Here is a 17,149-nt window from a genome sequence, read left to right on the forward strand (position 1 = left end):
CGCCTTGCAAAGGCCCTCCAGAGCCCCAAAATGCCTGCAATGACCGAATCGCCCCCGCTGCACATCGTCTGCCCGCACTGCCACACGACCAACCGCGTGCGCGCGGCGCAGCTGGGCAGCGCGCCCGACTGCGGCAGTTGCCACCGCCCGCTGTTCACCGGCCATTCGACGGCCCTGGCGGACGCCGCCACCTTCGACCGCCACATCTCCCGCAACGAGATCCCGGTGCTGGTCGATTTCTGGGCGCCCTGGTGCGGCCCCTGCCGGCAGATGGCGCCGGCCTACGAGCAGGCGGCTGCCCAGCTGGAGCCCCACGTGCGGCTCGCCAAGGTCGACACCGAGGCGGTGCCCGCGCTGGGCGCGCGCTTCAACATCCGCAGCATCCCGACGCTGGCGCTGTTCCGCGGCGGCCGCGAGGTGGCGCGGCAGGCCGGCGCAATGGGCGCGGCGGACATCGTGCGGTGGGTCAAAGCGCACGGCGCAGGCTAAAGCGGCGGCAGCGGCCTTGAAGGACGCGATGGCCGCCTGCGGTCGCGCCGCTGGCCCACCGGCTTCGGCGGCTTGCCAGGCCCTTCCTGCCCGAAGGCGAGCGTCCCCTTCACCCGCTCCACGCCGCCGGCGGTGAGCGCACCGCCCGCGGCCTTCTCGAGCTGCTCGACCATGCGCGCGATACGGTCGGCCACGTTCTCGTTCGACAGCTTCTCGCGGAACAGCTCGACCATCAGCGGGAACGAGAACGGCGTGGGCCGCACGAGCGGCTTCAGCACCAGCCGCTGCGTGGCGATGCGTTCGAGGCTCGCACGCAGGCGGCCGATCTCCAGTTCCTGCGCCAGCAGCTCCTGCTCGGCCTGCTGCAGCAGCCTGTTGCCGGGGTCGTACTTGCGGAACACTTCCCAGAAGAGCGACGACGAGGCCTGCAGCTGCTTGCTGCTGCGCTTCTCGCCCGGATAGCCCTGGTAGATGAGGCCGGAGACGCGCGCGATCTCGCGAAAGCGCCGCTGCGCCAGCTCGCCCGCGTTAAGCGATGCCAGCACCTCGTGCAGCAGCGCCGCGCGCTGGTCTTCGCCCTCGCCCTGCGGCAGCGTCAGCACCTGCGGCAGCAGCGCCGGCCAGTCGACCTCGGTTGCGCTCAGCAACTCGAAGCCGTAGTCGTTGACCGCGATCGAGAAGGTGCGCGCCTCGTGCTGCGCGACGCGCCACGCCAGGAGGCTCGCGAGCCCGAGATGCACGTGCCGGCCCGCGAAGGGGTACAGGAACAGGTGCGAGCCCTCGCGCGTGGTCAGCGTTTCGGCCAGCAGCGTCTGCGGCGTGGGCAGCGCCGACCACTGCTGCTGTATCTCCAGCAGCGGGCGCACGCACTGCAGCTCGGGCGAGTCGTAGCGCCCCTCGCCGGCCTGCGCGAGCTGCTGCACCACCGCGTCGGCCAGCGTGTTCGACAGCGGCATGCGCCCGCCGCCCCAGCGCGGCACCGCGGCCCGCTTGCCGCTCGCGCGCCGCACCCAGGCCGTCATGTCGTGGATGCGCACGAGTTCGAGCATGCGGCCGCCGCACAGGAAGCAGTCGCCGGGCTTCATGCGGGCGACGAAGCTCTCTTCCACGCTGCCGATCTTGGAGCCGCCGAGGTACTGCACCGAGATGCTCGCGTCGCTCACGATGGTGCCGATGTTCATGCGGTGCCGGCGCGCGAGCCGCGCATCGGGCACGCGCCAGACGCCCTCGGCGTCGGGCACCACGCGCTTGTAGTCGGGGTAGGCCGCGAGCGACGGTCCGCCCTGCGCCACGAACTCCAGGCACCACTGCCAGTTCTCGCGCGAGAGGCTTTCATAGGCGGCCGTGCCGCGCACCTCCTCGTACAGGTCGCCGGGCACGAAGCCGCCGCCCAGTGCCACCGTCACCAGGTGCTGCACCAGCACGTCGAGCGGCTGCTCGGGCGTGTGGCGCGCCTCGATGTGCCCGGCGGCGATGGCGGTGCGCGCGGCCGAACCTTCCACCATCTCCACGCTGTGCGTGGGCACGAGCGTGATGCGCGAAGGCCGGCCCGGCGCATGGCCCGATCGGCCCGCGCGCTGCAGCAGCCGCGCCACGCCCTTGGGCGAGCCGATCTGCAGCACGCGCTCCACCGGCAGGAAGTCCACGCCCAGGTCGAGGCTGGAGGTACAGACCACCGCCTTCAATTCGCCGCTCTTCAGGCCCAGCTCGACCCACTCGCGCACCTCGCGGTCGAGCGAGCCGTGATGCAGCGCGATGAGGCCCGCCCACTCCGGCTTGGCTTCGAGCATGGCCTGGTACCAGATCTCCGCCTGCGAGCGCGTGTTGGTGAAGACCAGCGTGGTGCTGCTCGCTGCGATCTCCTCGATCACCTGCGGCAGCATCGTGAGACCCAAGTGCCCGCCCCACGGAAAGCGCTCGGCCACGCCGGGCAGCAGAGAATCGATGACGAGCTTCTTCGGCACCTGGCCCTGCACGAGCACGCCGTCCTCGTGGCCCAGCAGCGCATGCATCGCCTCGCGCAGGTTGCCCAGCGTGGCAGACATGCCCCAGACCGCGATGCCCGGGTTCCAGCGCCGCAGCCGCGCGAGCGCCAGCTGCACCTGCACGCCGCGCTTGTTGCCCAGCAGCTCGTGCCACTCGTCGACCACCGCCATGCGCACATGCCCGAGCACCTCGCGCGCATCGGCACGCGCGAGCAGCAGCGAAAGGCTCTCGGGCGTGGTGACGAGCACCGTGGGCAGGCGCTGGTTCTGCGCGCTGCGCTCGGCCGAGGTGGTGTCGCCGCTGCGTGCGCCGGCACTCCATGGATGCACTTCCGCGCCGAGGGCTTCGAGGGGCTGCTGCAGCGCGCGCAAGGTGTCGGCCGCCAGCGCGCGCATCGGCGTGAGCCACAGCACGGTGAGCGGCTCGGCAACTGGCCGTGCGGTTGCGGGCGCGTTGGCCTTGCGCGCCCGCACGAAGGCCTGCAGCGCACCGAGCCACACCGCATAGGTCTTGCCCGCGCCGGTGGTGGCATGCAGCAGGCCCGACCTGCCATCGGCGATCGCCTTCCAGACCTCGCGCTGGAACTTGAACGGCTTCCATCCGCGCCCGGCGAACCATGCGTCGAGCGCAGCCTTGACCGCCTTGCTCCTTCCCCCTCTGGGGGAAGGCTGGGATGGGGGCAGACGGCCTTCAACAGGCAGCGCCTTCTCGATACGCCGCGTGCCCCCACCGCTGCCCTCCCCCAGCGGGGAGGGAGTGAAGACGGAGCTTGCGGCTTGCTACTCATGCGGGCAACAACGCAGCGAGCGTCTGCAAGGTATCGGCCTCGTCCACCGGCTTGTCCTCACGCCAGCGCAGCATGCGCGGAAAGCGCACCGCGATGCCGCTCTTGTGCCGCGTGCTGCGCGCGATGCCCTCGAAGCCGAGTTCGAACACCAGCGTGGGCTTCACGCTCTTCACCGGCCGAAGCTCTCCACGGTGGTCTTGCGGATGATGGCGTCCACGCGCGCCATCTCGGCATCGGTGAGGCCCGAGTAGGCCTTGGCGAAGGGCACGAGCTTGCGGTCTTCCTGCCCGGGCGGGCCGTCCCACACGGCGAATGTGTAGTCGCTGAAGAGGCTGGCGCGCCGGCCATGGCCGCGCTGCGCGTAGATCAGCACCGCATCGACGCTCAGCGGATCGATCTTCCACTTCCACCACACGCCCACGTCCTTGGTGCGGCCCACGCCGTACTGCGCGTCGCGGCGCTTGAGCATCATGCCTTCGACACCCATGGTGCGCGCCGCTTCGCGCTGGCGAGCGAGGTCGGGCCAGTCTGCCCCGGTGAGCATCGGGCTCGGCAGCAGCGAGGGATGGTCCATGCGCCCGACCAGCTCGTCGAGCAGCACGCGGCGCTGCGACTGCGGCAGCGCGCGCAGGTCGCGCCCTTCCCATTCGAGGATGTCGTAGGCCAGCAGCACCACCGGTATGTCGCGCAGCAGCTTCGCGCCGAGCGTCTTTCGGCCGATGCGCTTCTGCAGCTCGGCGAAGGGCTGCACGCGGCCTTCGCGCCATACGACGATCTCGCCGTCGAGCACCGTGCCGTCGGGCAGCGCCTCGCCGAGCGCGGCGAGTTCGGGGAAGCGCTCGGTCACCAGTTCCTCGCCGCGCGACCACACCCACGCCGCGCCCGCGCGCTTGACCAGCTGCGCGCGGATGCCGTCCCACTTCCATTCGACGATCCAGTCCGAGGGCGGCCCCAGCACCGCGTCGAACTGCTCCAGCGGCAGGTTGAAGGGATGGGCAAGGAAGAAGGGGTACGGCTGGCCGCTGGTCTTCTGCTCCTGCTCGGAGCCCGACTCGGGTGCGATGAGCGCCTGGTAGTCGGCGGCCCGCGGCCTTCCTCCGATGTGCGTGTAGCCCATGAGCCGCTGCGCCACGCGCTTGGCGTCGATGCCGCCCACGGCCGCGAGCGCCTGCGTGACCTGCAGCTTCGAAACGCCGACGCGGAACGCGCCGGTGATGAGCTTGAAGTACACCAGCCGCTCCTCGGGCGCGAGCTGCCGCCATTGCGCGCGCAGGCGGTCGGGCAGCTCGTCGGGCGTTTTCTTCGCGGCATCGCGCAGCGGCAGCAGATGTTGCTCGACCCATTCGGCAAGGCCCATGTCGTGCGCGTCGGTGGGCGGCGGCAGCAGCAGCGCGATGGTCTCGGCCAGGTCGCCGACCGCGTCGTAGCTCTCGTCGAACAGCCACTCGGGCAGGCCCGCCGCCTCCTGCGCGAGCAGCCGCAGCAGCTTGACGGGCACCAGCTGGCGCGGCTTGCCGCCCGCGAGGAAGTAGACGGCCCAGGCCGCATCCGCCGGGTCGGCCTCGCGCAGGTAGCGCTGCAATGCGGCCTGCTTGGCGAGGTTCGACGTGCTGGCGTCGAGCTCGTGGTACAGCGCGGCGAAGGCCTTCACGGCATCTCTCCTTCCCCCTCTGAGGGAAGGTTGGGATGGGGGCTGCCGGCGCTTGCATCGAGCGCTGCTTCCCCCTTCCCAGGCTCTCCCTCGGAGACAGAAGGAGCCCCCTGGTCGTCCTCGTCGCCGTACTCGGTTTTGAACGACTGCGCATCGAGCCCGTTCTCGGTGAGCCACCGCACCATCACCTGCACGCTGCCATGCGTGACGAACACGCGCTCGGCACCGGTGCCTGCGATGGCCTGCTGCAGGCCGGGCCAGTCGGCGTGGTCGGACATCACGAAGCCCCGGTCCACGCCGCGCCGCCTGCGCGCGCCGCGCAGCTGCATCCAGCCGCTGGCGAAGGCGTCGGCGTAGTTGCCGAAGCGCTTCATCCATGGCGAGCCCTGCGCGGAAGGCGGCGCGAGCACCAGCGAACGCTTCAGCAGCGCGGCATCGACGCCTTCGTCTCCCACGCGCAAGGTCGGCGGCAACGCCACGCCGGCCGCCCGGTAGACGGCATTGAGCGGCTCCACCGCGCCATGCACGACGATGGGCCCGATGCTCGCGTCCACGCCGTGCAGGATGCGCTGCGCCTTGCCGAAGGCATAGCAGAACAGCACCGAGGCGCGGCCGGCTTCGGCGTTGGCGCGCCACCAAGCGTCGATCTGCGCGAACAGCACCGGCTGCGTTGGCCAGCGGTAGACCGGCAGGCCGAAGGTCGATTCGGTGATGAAGGTGTCGCAGGGCACCGGTTCGAACGGCGGGCAGGTGCCGTCGGCCTCGGTCTTGTAGTCGCCCGAGGCGACCCACACGCGCCCGCCGTGCTCCAGCCGCACCTGCGCCGAGCCCAGCACATGGCCCGCAGGGTGCAGCGAGACGCGCACGCCGTGGTGCTCGATGGCCCCGCCGTAGGGCAGCGTCTGCAGCGCGATGTCGCTGCCCAGGCGCGCGCGCAGCGTGCCGGCGCTGTCGGTGTGGGCGAGGTAGTGCCCATGCCCGGCGCGCGCGTGGTCCGAATGCGCATGCGTGACGACGGCGCGCGCCACCGGCCGCCACGGGTCGATGTAGAAATCGCCGGGCGGGCAATACAGGCCCTCGGGCCTGGCGACGACGAGGAGGTCTTCTTCCTGCTTTGCGGGAGGCATGGCACGCCATCGTAGGCGCTGCCGGGGTTTGGCGCCGCCGCGCGGCGGGCGCAAAGCGTTGTGGGCGGGCGCCTACCCTAGGGGCGCTTCGGTCGGTTCTTAGCCATGTCGAGCACGTTCATCTTCATGCCGTTGGGCATGACCATGTCGCCGGGCTTCTGGTCGGCCTTGCAGGGGCCGATCCACTTGGCCTCCATCACGCTGTGGCCCTCGGCGCGGCCCATCAGCGGCGGGTTGTAGCTCGACTTGCTCTCCATGCGGTAGGCGGTGCTGAAGTCGCCGCTCATCACCGCGTGCGAGGTGGCGACGGTGTTGCCGATCTTGCAGACCGAGTCCATGACCAGCCTGCCGCCGTCCGCGCTCAGCTCCTGCTTCGAGCACATGTCCTTGCCCATGCCCTGGCCCATGTCGCGCAGCGCCTTGTCGCTGGCCGCGTCGATGCACTGCTGCATGGTGTGGTCGGCCGCGGCGTCCTTGCCGGTGCCGTCTCCTGTGCGGATCTCCCAGAGGCCGGGCTTGCGTGCGGGAAAGTCGAGCGCGAGCACGGGGCCCGCGAGGGCACCGGCCGCCACGCAGGCCACCACGGCGAAAAGACGGATGTTCATGGCAGGCTCCCCCGGCACTGGACGACGATGCCCGGTTTGTACCGCGCGCGCTGGCGCGGCGGTATATCGCAATCGGCCTACGCCGGTGCGGCCGCCGCAGCACGCTCACGCGTGGCGATGCCGAAGGCCACGCCCAGCGCGAAGCCGCCCAGCACGTCGATCAGCACATGCTGGCGCACCGCCATCGTCGAATAGACGATGCCCGCGGCCCACGCCACGTTGGCAACGCGCAGCCAGGCTGGCGCGCCCACCGCGCGCAGCTGCCGCGCCAGCGCGACGCAGGTGAACACCGAGAACGACACGTGCAGCGACGGAAAGGCATTGCCCGCCGAATCCACCATCTTGAGGAACTGCAGCGAGGTGCCCGGCGTGGTCTCGACCACGAAGTTGGGAATTGCCGTGGGCTTGAACCAGAACACGAGCAGCGCCAGCAGCGTCATCGCCGCGCAGCCCAGCGAGAAGCCCTGCAGCTCGCGCATGTCCCTGGCCAGCAGCACCGGCAGCGCGATGTAGCCCCAGAGCGACAGATACACCGGCAGCAGCCATGGCCAGAAGGCGATAAGCCCGTCGATGGGCGTGAGCGGCAGCACCCAGGCCTGGCCCGCGTTCTTCATGATCCAGAAGTACAGCGGAAAGAAGCCGAGCGTGGCGATGGTGTTGCCGACCAGCTTCAGGGGGAACAGCGTGATGCAGCGCTTCCACAGGGCCGCGAGCCACGGCGGCACCGCCGTTGGTGACGGTGCGGAAGAAGACGACGAAGAGGAGGAGGACGTGGCGTCGGACGCTGGAGGTGTCATGGCATCCCGGGCAGCGCGCCGCGCGCTACCAGGGCGTCCACTTTAATTCGCTTTTCGCCGAAGCCACCGTGCGTTCGATGAAGCGCACGCCGCGCGCACCGTCCTCCACGCGCGGATAGTCGGCCGCCAGCGGATCGGCCGGCCGGCCCGCGAGCCTGGCGCGGATGTCCGCCGCCACGCCCGCGTACACGTTCGCGAAGGCCTCGATGAAGCCTTCCGGGTGTCCCGCCGGCAGCCGGCTCGCACGCTGCGCGGACTCGCACAGCCACGGCGCGCCGCGCGTGAGCACCTGTAAGGGGCCATCGTGCGGCAGGTGCACCAGCCGGCTCGGCTGCTCCTGATGCCATTCGAGCGTGCCCAGCGTGCCGGACACGCGCAGGCGCAGGTCGTTCTCCAGGCCGGTGTTGATCTGCGAAGCCACGAGCACGCCGCGCGCGCCGCCCTCGAAGCGCAGCAGCAGGCTGCCGTCGTCGTCGAGCATGCGGCCCGGCACCAGCGCGCCGAGGTCGGCGCACAGGCTCTCGATGCGCAGGCCGGTGACGGTGGCCACGAGGTTCTCGGCATGCGAGCCGATGTCGCCGATGGCGCCGGCCGCACCGCTGCGCGCGGGGTCGGTGCGCCAGTCGGCCTGCTTGTTGCCGCCGCCGCCTTCGACATGGCTCGCGAGCCAGCCCTGGTTGTATTCGACGACGACCTTGCGCACCTCGCCGATCAGGCCCGAGCGCACCATCTCGCGCGCCTGCCGGACCATCGGGTAGCCGGTGTAGTTGTAGGTGACGCCGAACACCGTGCCCTTCTTCGCGACCGTGGCGACCAGCGCGTCGGCCTGCTCGCGCGTGTGCACCAGCGGCTTGTCGCACACTACGTGGAAGCCCGCTTCGGCGAAGGCCTGCGCCACCGGGAAGTGCACGTGGTTGGGCGTGACGATCGACACGAAGTCGATGCGCTCGCCCTCCGGGCGCTTCAGCTCGTCGGCCAGCAGCGCCTGCCAGTCGCCGTGGTTGCGCCCGTCGGCCAGGCCGAGGTCGCGGCCCGAGGCGCGCGCCTTCTCGGGGCTGGACGAGAGCGCGCCCGCGACGAGCTCGATCTGCCCGTCGAGCGCCATGGCCTTGCGGTGCACGGCGCCGATGAAGGCGTCGCGGCCGCCGCCGACCATGGCGTAGCGCAGTTTGCGAGGAGGTGTGTCGGTCATGTCGTGTCTTTCAGGGAACACCGCGGAACCGGCTTCGCCGGGCCGCAGGTGTTGCCCCCGGGAAGGGGGTTGGCGTAGCGACACGAAGTGCGCGAAGCCTGGGGGAGAACTCAGAACGGCGAGTTGGGGTGGTAGAAGTCTTTCGCGTTTTCCTTGGTGATCAGCACCGAAGGAATGATCGTCGTCGCCGGCAGCTTCTCGCCCTTCAGGCGCGCCTCGGCCGTGAGCTTGATCGCGTCGTAGATGAACTTGGGCGAGTAGCTCACGTCGGCCGTGATGCGCTTGTCCTTGCCGTCCATGATGGTCTTGACCATGCCCTTGGCGCCCGCGCCGCCGAAGATGATCTTGATGTCGTCGCGCTTGGCCTGCTCGATGGCCTTGAGCACGCCCACGGCCATGTCGTCGTCGGCGGCCCAGATGGCGTCGATGTTCTTGAAGCGCGTGAGGTAGTCCTGCGTGACCTTGAAGGCGTCGTCGCGGTTCCAGTTGGCGTACTTGGCGTCGAGCAGCTTGATGTCGGGGCTGTTCTTGAGCACCGCGTTGAAGGCGTCCATGCGCTCGTTGTCCAGCGTGGTCGCGATGCCGCGCAGCGCCACCACGTTGCCCTTGCCGCCCAGCTGCTTCACGATGTATTCGGCCGGGATCCTGCCGAAGGCGGTGTTGTCGCCGGCCACGTACGCATCCTGCGCGCTGGTGTCGGTGAGGCCGCGATCCACCACCGTCACGTAGGCGCCCTTGGCCTTGACCTGCGCGACCGGCTTGGTCAGCGCTGCGGATTCGAAGGGGAACACGACCAGCGCGTTGATCTTGGTGACCGTCGAAAGATCCTGCAGCTGGTTGGCCTGTTCAGGCGCGTTGGCGGCCGTCTTGATGGTGATCTTCAGGTCCTTGTGTTCCTTCTCCAGGTCCTTCTTCGCCTGGTTGGCCCAGTAGTTGATGCCCCCCATGAAGCTGTGCGTGGCCGCGGGAATCGAAACGCCGAGATTGACCTTCTCCGCGGCAAGCGCGGGCAGGCTGGCGAACGCGGCGGCGGCAACCGCCGTGAGAGCGAGGCGTCGGGTGAAAGTCGTCATGCTGGATGTCTCCTTGTGGTTGATGGAACGGGAACCGAAAAAAGAATGAACGGCTTGTTCGTGGAACACCGCGGAACCGGCTTTGCCGGGCCGCAGGTGTTGCCCCCGGCAGGGGGTTGGCGAAGCGACACGAAGTGCGCGAAGACTGGGGGCGAGCTCATCGTCTTCCGCGCTGCAGGAACGCGACGATGATGATCACAAAGCCCTGCACCGCCGCGTTGAGGTACACGCTGATGATGCTGGTGAGGTTCAGGATGTTGCTGATGACCGAGAGCAGCACGGCACCCACCACCGTGCCGGTGATGCTGCCCGCGCCGCCCTTGAGCGCCGTGCCGCCGACGATCACCGCGGCGATGGCTTCCAGCTCCCACAGCAGGCCGGTGGTCGGCGAGGCCGAGCCCAGTCGCGGCACGTACAGCAGCGTCGCGATGCCCACGCACACGCCGAGGAGCACGTAGGTGAGGATCTTCACGCGATCGACGTCCACCGCCGCGTAGCGCGCGACCTGCTCGTTGGAACCGATCGCCTGCACGTAGCGCCCATAGGCCGTGCGGTTGAGGATGAGGCCGCCCACGATGGCGACGATCACGAACACCCACACCGGCACCGGGATGCCCGCGAGGCTCGCGTAGTACACCGGTGCGTAGAGGTCCGACAGCTCGTTGTCGAGCGTGAGCGCACCGCCGTCGGCGAAGTACGTGAGGTACGCGCGGAAGATGCCCAGCGTACCCAGCGTCACGATGAAAGGCTCGATGCGCCCCTTGGTGATGAGCAGCCCGTGCGCAAGCCCGAACACCGCGCCGAGCACCACTGCGAGCACCGCGCCCATCACCACCGCCAGCAGCGGCGAGCCCGAGGCCGGTCCGGCCCAGTTGATGAACATGATCACGCTGCCCGCGATCAGCGCGGCCATCGAGCCCACCGACAGGTCGATGCCGCCCGAGATGATCACGAAGCACATGCCCACCGCGATGATGCCGATGAAGGCCGTGCGCGTGAGCACGTTCATCGCGTTGTCCAGCGTGGCGAAGTCGCCGTTCAGCAGCGTGCCGGCGATGCACAGCAGCACCAGGCCGATGACCGGGCCGAGGCCGTGCAGGCGCTCGGTCCAGCGCGGCGCGGCCTCGCTGCGGTGCTGCTGCTGCGCGGCTTCAAGCGTGCGCGGCGGTGGAGGTGTCTGCTGTTCCGGTGGCATGAGCGATGAGCTCCTCTTCTGTCAGATGGTCGGCGTCGAGCGTGGCGACGATGCGGCCCGCGCGCATCACCGCGACGCGGTGGCACAGGCCGATCAGCTCCATCAGCTCCGACGAGACGACGATCACCGCGAGCCCTTCGCGGGCGAGTCGCTGGATCAGGAAATAGATGTCGCGCTTGGCGCCCACGTCGACGCCGCGCGTGGGCTCGTCGAGCACAACCACCTTCGGCCTCGGCTGCAGCACCTTGGCGAGCGCGAGCTTCTGCTGGTTGCCGCCCGACAGCGACGAAGCCTTGACGTCGAGCGAGCCGGTGCGAATGCCGTAGTCCTTCACCGCCTCGGCCAGCGCGCCGCGCTCGGCCTCGGGCTTGAGCCAGGGTTGGGCATAGCGCTCCAGCGCCATCAGCGTGAGGTTCTGGCGCAGGCCGAAATCGACGTGCAGGCCCTTGCCCTTGCGGTCTTCGCTGAGGTACGTGAGGCCGTGCTTCGCCGCATCGCGCGGGTTGCGCCAGCCCTTGCCGTGCGGCACGGGCTGGCCCTGCATCTCGACGGTGCCGCCGCTCGCGGGCCGCAGGCCCAGCAGGCCTTCGAAGAGCTCGGTGCGACCGGCGCCCACGAGGCCCGCGAAGCCGAGGATCTCGCCGAGGCGCACCTCGAAGCTCGCGTCCTGCGCCCAGCCGGGCACGCTGAAGCCCTGCACGCGCATGGCGGGCGCGCTCGCGGTGACGGGGTCGCGCGGCGGATAGAGGTCGGCCAGCTCGCGGCCCACCATCAGGTTGGCCATCTGCTGGCGCGTGACCTCGGCCGTCGGCGCGCGAGCGACGAAGCGGCCGTCGCGCATGACGATGACATCGTCGGTCACGCGCTCCACCTCGTCGAGCTTGTGGGAGATGTAGACGATGGTCACGCCGTCGGCGCGCAGCTGGGCGATGAGCTTGAAGAGGCGTTCGGTCTCGCCGGGCGTGAGCGTGGCGGTGGGCTCGTCCATCACGAGCAGGCGGGCGCGGCGCGCGATGGCCTTCGCGATCTCCACGAGCTGCTTCTCGGCGACGATCAGCCTGCGCACCTTGGTGCGCGGGTCGATGTTCAGGCCGACCGCCGCAAGCGCGGAAGCGGCGTCGCGCTCCATGGCGGCGTCGTCGAGCAGCCAGCCCTTCTTCTTCTCGTGGCCCAGGAAGATGTTCTGGGCCACGTTCAGGTCCTCGGCGAGGTTGAACTCCTGGTGGATCAGCACGATGCCCAGCGCCTCGGCGTCGCGCGAGCTCGCGAACCGCTGCGGCTGCCCGTTGATCTTCAGCGTGCCGCCGGTGGCCGACTCGTAGCCCGAGAGGATCTTCATCAGCGTCGACTTGCCCGCGCCGTTCTCGCCGAGCAGGCCGTACACCCGCCCGGGCGCGAGCGCGAAGCTCACGCCGTGCAGCACCTGCACCGGGCCGAAGGCCTTCACGATGCCCTCGAACTCCACGGCGACGCTGCCCTTCGTCTGGATGGCGGTAGCGTTCGTCATGGCGCCACCCCGCGGGCCTTCAGCGTCTCCTGCATCGCGAGCACGCCGGCGCCGATCACGCCGCCCTGCATGCCCAGCGGCGTGTACTGGATCTCCAGGTGCCGCGTGGAAAGCGCCAGCGAGCGCTGATAGACGCTCTGCCGCACGGCAGCAAGAAACAGCGGCCCGATGCGCGTGATGCCACCGCCGATGAACACATGCGACGGATTGAAGAAGTTGACGACCGACGCGAGCATCTGCCCGATCAGGCTGCCCGCGCGCTGGATGATCGCGTTGGCGGCCGTGTCGCCGCCGCGGCTGGCCTGGCCCACGTCGACGGCGTCGATGCGGCCGTGCTGGCGCAGCACTTCGGCAAGCGCGGCGCTCTCGCCCGCTTCCGCGGCCTGCACCGCCATGCGCGTGATCGCCGGGCCGGCGGCCATAGCCTCGACGCAGCCGAGGTTGCCGCAATGGCAGCGCGGGCCTTCCTGGTCGACGCAGATGTGGCCGACGTCGCCGGCCGATCCGGCGGCGCCGCGGTACACCTCGCCGTGGCACACGATGCCGCAGCCGATGCCGGTGCCGATCTTGATGACGAGGAAGTTGCTCAGCGAGCGCTTCAGGCGCCACAGCTCGCCGAGCGCCATCAGGTTCACGTCGTTGTCGACGAAGACCGGCGCCGCGTAGTCCTCGCGCAGGTAGTCGCGGATCGAGAAGCTGTCCCAGGCCGGCATCAGCGGCGGATTGACGAGCTGGCCGATCTCGAAGTTGACCGGGCCGGGCACGCCGATGCCGATGCCGAGCACGTCCTTGGGGCCGTGGCCGCAGCGCGCCAGCAGCTCGCGCATCAGCACGCGAACGCGGGCCAGCACGACCGCCGGCCCTTCGCGCACGTCGGCGGGTTCGTCGTGCTGGGCGAGCACGCTGAGGTCGGGGCGCAGCACGGCCACGTCGAGGCTGGTGGCGCCTATGTCAACGCCGACGAGCACGCCGAGCCCGGCATGCAGCTGGAGGTTTTCGGGGCGGCGCCCGCCCGAGGAGCGCTGCAGGCCGGCCTCGGCGAGCAGGCCCTGGTCGACGAGACCGGCGATCAGCCCGTTGGCCTTGCTCTTGGAAAAGCCCAGCTGCTCCGCCATGGCATGGCGCGAACCGCCGGCCGACCAGAAGGTCGTTTCCAGCAAACGCATCTCGTCCGCAGTGATGCCACTCCAGGGTGCCACGCGCCTTGTCTCCAGTGTTCTTGTCTTGCGCCAACGGCCAGGCCGCCGGGCGAAGGCGAATACTAGGTGGCAGGCTTCAGCCGGACAAGGCCAAACTTCGACCTTATTAAGGTCAAAGACGGTTGCTTCCGAAGGATCGCAGGACGAAAAAAAGCCGCCTCGAGGGCGGCTTTCTTGTGCTCCAGCGAAGGGAGCTTACTTCTTCTGACGGTACTTGCGCAGCGCCGCGATCTGGGCGGCCATCACGGCCAGCTCGGACTGGGCCATCGCGATGTCGATGTCGCTCTTCGCGTTCTTCAGCGCTTCTTCGGCTGCGGCCTTGGCCTGGTTGGCCTTCTCGTCGTCGAGATCCTTGCCGCGGATCGCGGTGTCGGACAGCACGGTGACGGCGTTCGGCTGCACTTCGAGGATGCCGCCGGCCACGAAGACGAACTCTTCCTTGCCGTCGGCGGTTTCGATGCGCACGGCGCCGGGGCGGATGCGCGTGATCAGCGGGGTGTGGCGCGGGAAGATGCCGAGCTCACCGGCTTCACCGGGCAGCGCGACGAACTTGGCTTCGCCCGAGAAGATCGACTCTTCCGCGCTGACCACGTCCACATGAATGGTGCCTGCCATGGTGATTCCTTCTTAAGCGACCTTCTTGGCCTTCTCGAACGCTTCGTCGATCGTGCCGACCATGTAGAACGCCTGCTCGGGCAGGTGGTCGGCTTCGCCGTTCACGATCATCTTGAAGCCACGGATGGTTTCGGCCAGCGGCACGTACTTGCCGGGCGAGCCCGTGAACACTTCGGCCACGTGGAACGGCTGCGACAGGAAACGCTGGATCTTGCGGGCGCGGGCCACGGCCAGCTTGTCTTCCGGAGCCAGTTCGTCCATGCCCAAAATCGCGATGATGTCGCGCAGTTCCTTGTAGCGCTGCAGCGTGCCTTGCACGGCGCGGGCCACGTTGTAGTGCTCTTCGCCGACCACGTTAGGGTCGAGCTGGCGCGAGGTCGAGTCCAGCGGGTCCACGGCGGGGTAGATACCCAGCGAAGCGATGTCACGCGACAGCACCACGGTGGAGTCCAGGTGGGCGAAGGTGGTGGCGGGCGACGGGTCGGTCAAGTCGTCGGCAGGGACGTACACGGCCTGGATCGAGGTGATCGAGCCGACCTTGGTCGACGTGATCCGCTCCTGCAGGCGGCCCATTTCCTCGGCCAGCGTCGGCTGGTAGCCCACGGCGGAAGGCATGCGGCCCAGCAGAGCCGACACTTCGGTACCGGCCAGCGTGTAGCGGTAGATGTTGTCCACGAAGAACAGAACGTCACGGCCTTCGTCGCGGAACGACTCGGCGATGGTCAGGCCGGTCAGCGCCACGCGCAGACGGTTGCCCGGGGGCTCGTTCATCTGGCCGTAGACCATGGACACCTTCGAGTCCTCGAGCTTCTCGAGGTTCACGACGCCCGAATCGGCCATCTCGTGATAGAAGTCGTTGCCTTCGCGGGTACGTTCGCCCACGCCTGCGAACACCGACAGACCCGAGTGAGCCTTGGCGATGTTGTTGATGAGTTCCATCATGTTCACGGTCTTGCCCACGCCGGCGCCGCCGAACAGGCCCACCTTGCCGCCCTTGGCGAACGGGCAGACCAGGTCGATCACCTTGATGCCGGTTTCCAGCAGATCCTGCGAGGGCGACAGTTCGTCGTACGCGGGAGCCTTGCGGTGGATCGAAGCGGTGAGCTCCTGGCCCACGGGGCCGCGCTCGTCGATGGGCGCGCCGAGCACGTCCATGATGCGGCCGAGGGTGGCCTTGCCGACCGGCACGGTGATGGGAGCGCCGGTGTTGGTCACGATCAGGCCGCGACGCAGGCCGTCGGACGAGCCCAGTGCAATGGTGCGCACCACGCCGTCGCCGAGCTGCTGCTGAACTTCGAGAGTCAGCGCGCTGCCTTCGAATTTCAAGGCGTCGTACACCTTGGGCATCTGGTCACGCGGGAACTCCACGTCGACCACGGCGCCGATACATTGGACAATTTTTCCTTCAGCCATGGCGTTTCCTTCTGGATGGATCTCAATAAATTTGCGACAGGTTCTTGCAGAAGCGTCCTGGTGCCAAAACGGGCCGCTTTTGCAAGAATGCCGGCGGGGGCCGGCACCCTTGAATGTTCTGCTGTCAGTTTCCCATCAGCACTTCATGGCCGTCGCCTGTGCGGCGAAGGCGTCGGAAGCAGCCTTGCAGGCCTGACCCAGCGCAGCCTTGTCGGCGCCCATCGAAGCCCAGGTGGCCTTCGTCTGGTCGAGGCTTGCCTTCATGGCGTCGGCTGCAGCACCGCTTTGCGAAGCGACGCAGGTCTGCACCTTGGCCAGGTAGTCGTTGCATTCCTGCGGCAGGTCGGCGGAAGCCGTCGGCGCTGCGGCGGGAGCTGCCGCCGGCGCTGCTGCAGGAGCAGGCGCGGGAGCCGGAGCGGGTGCAGCAGGTGCAGCGGCGGGAGCCGGTGCAGGCGCAGGCGCCTCTTCCTTCTTCGAGCAGGCGGTCAGAGCGGCAGCAACAGCCACCAGAGCAAGCATCTTTTTCATTTTGCGCAGAGTCCCCTAAAAAAGGCCTTGGGTTACCGGGCGCGCGGAACGCACCCGATCAGCAACGCGGCCTGTTGCATTGCCTCAATCAAACGCCTGCGGCCGCAGCCGCGCCGGACACGATTTCCGACAGTTCCTTCGTGATGCCGGCCTGGCGGGTCTTGTTGTAGACCAGCTTCAGCTCGTTGATCACGTTGCCCGCGTTGTCGGTCGCGGCCTTCATGGCCACCATGCGCGCCGAGTGCTCGGAGGCCATGTTCTCGGCCACGGCCTGGTAGACCAGGGACTCCACGTAGCGCACCAGCAGCTCGTCGATCACGCTCTGCGCATCGGGCTCGTAGATGTAGTCCCACGAGTGATGTGCCGGATCGGCCTGCAGCGTCTCGGCCTTCAGCGGCAGCAGCTGCTCCACCATCGGCTCCTGCCTGATGGTGTTGATGAACTTCGTGTAGCACAGGTACACCGCCGACAGCTTGCCTTCGGCATAGGCGTCCAGCAGCGTCTTGACCGGCCCGATGAGCTTGTCCAGATGCGGCGTGTCGCCCAGCTGCGTCACATGGGCCACCACGCGGGCGCCGATGCGGTTCAGGAAACCCAGGCCCTTGTTGCCGATGGCGACCGACTCCACCACGCTGCCGGCCGACTGCGCTTCGCGCAGCTTGCCGGTGACGGCACGCAGCAGGTTGGTGTTCAAGCCGCCGCACAGCCCCTTGTCGCTGGTCACGATGATGAAGCCGACGCCCTTGGCGTCGTTCGTCTTCATGAACGCGTGGGTGTACTCCGGGTTCGCCTTGCCGAGGTTGGCTGCGATGTTGCGGATCTTTTCGCTGTAGGGGCGAGCGGCACGCATGCGATCCTGCGCCTTGCGCATCTTGGAAACCGAGACCATTTCCATGGCCTTGGTGATCTTCTTGGTGTTCTCCACCGATTTGATCTTGCCGCGGATTTCCTTACCAGCTGCCATGTGAGCTCCTTCTTGCGTCGG

Annotated in this window: 14 protein-coding genes and 1 pseudogene; 1 reads left to right on the forward strand and 14 read right to left on the reverse strand. The window is 68.6% G+C overall.

Annotation, left to right across the window (positions count from 1 at the left end; translation table 11 throughout):
- The first annotated feature begins 39 nt into the window (after positions 1-39).
- Positions 40-489, forward strand: a complete 450-nt coding sequence (gene trxC, locus ACHMXA_RS00560; protein ID WP_395317630.1) for a thioredoxin TrxC — start codon at positions 40-42, stop codon at positions 487-489.
- Here trxC and ACHMXA_RS00565 read toward each other — a convergent pair.
- The 14 genes and pseudogenes from ACHMXA_RS00565 to atpG form a co-directional block, all read right to left on the reverse strand.
- The gene (locus ACHMXA_RS00565; RefSeq protein ID WP_395321186.1) at positions 486-3,176 is read right to left on the reverse strand and encodes a ligase-associated DNA damage response DEXH box helicase; all 2,691 of its coding nucleotides are present in this window, start codon (positions 3,174-3,176) and stop codon (positions 486-488) included. The genes trxC and ACHMXA_RS00565 overlap by 4 nt on opposite strands.
- Before the next feature lie 82 nt (positions 3,177-3,258).
- Positions 3,259-4,913: pseudogene (locus ACHMXA_RS00570) on the reverse strand (ATP-dependent DNA ligase).
- Positions 4,910-6,040, reverse strand: coding sequence for a ligase-associated DNA damage response exonuclease (locus ACHMXA_RS00575; protein WP_395317632.1), 1,131 nt, complete (start codon positions 6,038-6,040; stop codon positions 4,910-4,912). Before ACHMXA_RS00575 ends, ACHMXA_RS00570 begins: the two are co-directional and overlap by 4 nt.
- Before the next feature lie 77 nt (positions 6,041-6,117).
- Positions 6,118-6,645 (reverse strand): DUF3617 domain-containing protein, encoded by a 528-nt coding sequence (locus tag ACHMXA_RS00580; RefSeq protein WP_395317634.1) that lies wholly within the window; start codon positions 6,643-6,645, stop codon positions 6,118-6,120.
- A gap of 77 nt (positions 6,646-6,722) precedes the next feature.
- A complete protein-coding gene (locus ACHMXA_RS00585) occupies positions 6,723-7,442 on the reverse strand; it encodes a phosphatase PAP2 family protein (RefSeq protein ID WP_395317636.1) in 720 nt (239 codons plus the stop codon).
- 25 nt (positions 7,443-7,467) lie between these two features.
- On the reverse strand, positions 7,468-8,634 hold the full coding sequence (locus ACHMXA_RS00590; protein ID WP_395317638.1) for a Gfo/Idh/MocA family protein: 1,167 nt from the start codon (positions 8,632-8,634) through the stop codon (positions 7,468-7,470).
- 110 nt (positions 8,635-8,744) lie between these two features.
- Complete coding sequence (locus tag ACHMXA_RS00595) at positions 8,745-9,707, reverse strand: substrate-binding domain-containing protein (protein WP_395317640.1); 963 nt, start codon at positions 9,705-9,707, stop codon at positions 8,745-8,747.
- Between the two features lie 157 nt (positions 9,708-9,864).
- Positions 9,865-10,902 (reverse strand): ABC transporter permease, encoded by a 1,038-nt coding sequence (locus ACHMXA_RS00600; RefSeq protein ID WP_395317642.1) that lies wholly within the window; start codon positions 10,900-10,902, stop codon positions 9,865-9,867.
- Positions 10,859-12,409 carry a sugar ABC transporter ATP-binding protein gene (locus tag ACHMXA_RS00605; protein WP_395317644.1) on the reverse strand — a complete coding sequence of 517 codons (1,551 nt, stop codon included), beginning with the start codon at positions 12,407-12,409 and terminating at the stop codon, positions 10,859-10,861. Before ACHMXA_RS00605 ends, ACHMXA_RS00600 begins: the two co-directional genes overlap by 44 nt.
- Positions 12,406-13,575 (reverse strand): ROK family protein, encoded by a 1,170-nt coding sequence (locus ACHMXA_RS00610; protein ID WP_176668460.1) that lies wholly within the window; start codon positions 13,573-13,575, stop codon positions 12,406-12,408. Before ACHMXA_RS00610 ends, ACHMXA_RS00605 begins: the two co-directional genes overlap by 4 nt.
- Before the next feature lie 228 nt (positions 13,576-13,803).
- On the reverse strand, positions 13,804-14,223 hold the full coding sequence (locus tag ACHMXA_RS00615; RefSeq protein ID WP_019657634.1) for a F0F1 ATP synthase subunit epsilon: 420 nt from the start codon (positions 14,221-14,223) through the stop codon (positions 13,804-13,806).
- 12 nt (positions 14,224-14,235) lie between these two features.
- Positions 14,236-15,636 (reverse strand): F0F1 ATP synthase subunit beta, encoded by a 1,401-nt coding sequence (atpD, locus tag ACHMXA_RS00620; protein WP_176668461.1) that lies wholly within the window; start codon positions 15,634-15,636, stop codon positions 14,236-14,238.
- A gap of 135 nt (positions 15,637-15,771) precedes the next feature.
- The gene (locus ACHMXA_RS00625) at positions 15,772-16,164 is read right to left on the reverse strand and encodes a hypothetical protein (protein WP_395317647.1); all 393 of its coding nucleotides are present in this window, start codon (positions 16,162-16,164) and stop codon (positions 15,772-15,774) included.
- Between the two features lie 88 nt (positions 16,165-16,252).
- Positions 16,253-17,128 carry a F0F1 ATP synthase subunit gamma gene (atpG, locus tag ACHMXA_RS00630; RefSeq protein WP_395317649.1) on the reverse strand — a complete coding sequence of 292 codons (876 nt, stop codon included), beginning with the start codon at positions 17,126-17,128 and terminating at the stop codon, positions 16,253-16,255.
- Between the last annotated feature and the right edge of the window lie 21 nt (positions 17,129-17,149).

The sequence above is a fragment of the Variovorax sp. UC74_104 genome (assembly GCF_044055375.1).
In the GTDB taxonomy this organism is placed as follows: domain Bacteria; phylum Pseudomonadota; class Gammaproteobacteria; order Burkholderiales; family Burkholderiaceae_C; genus Variovorax.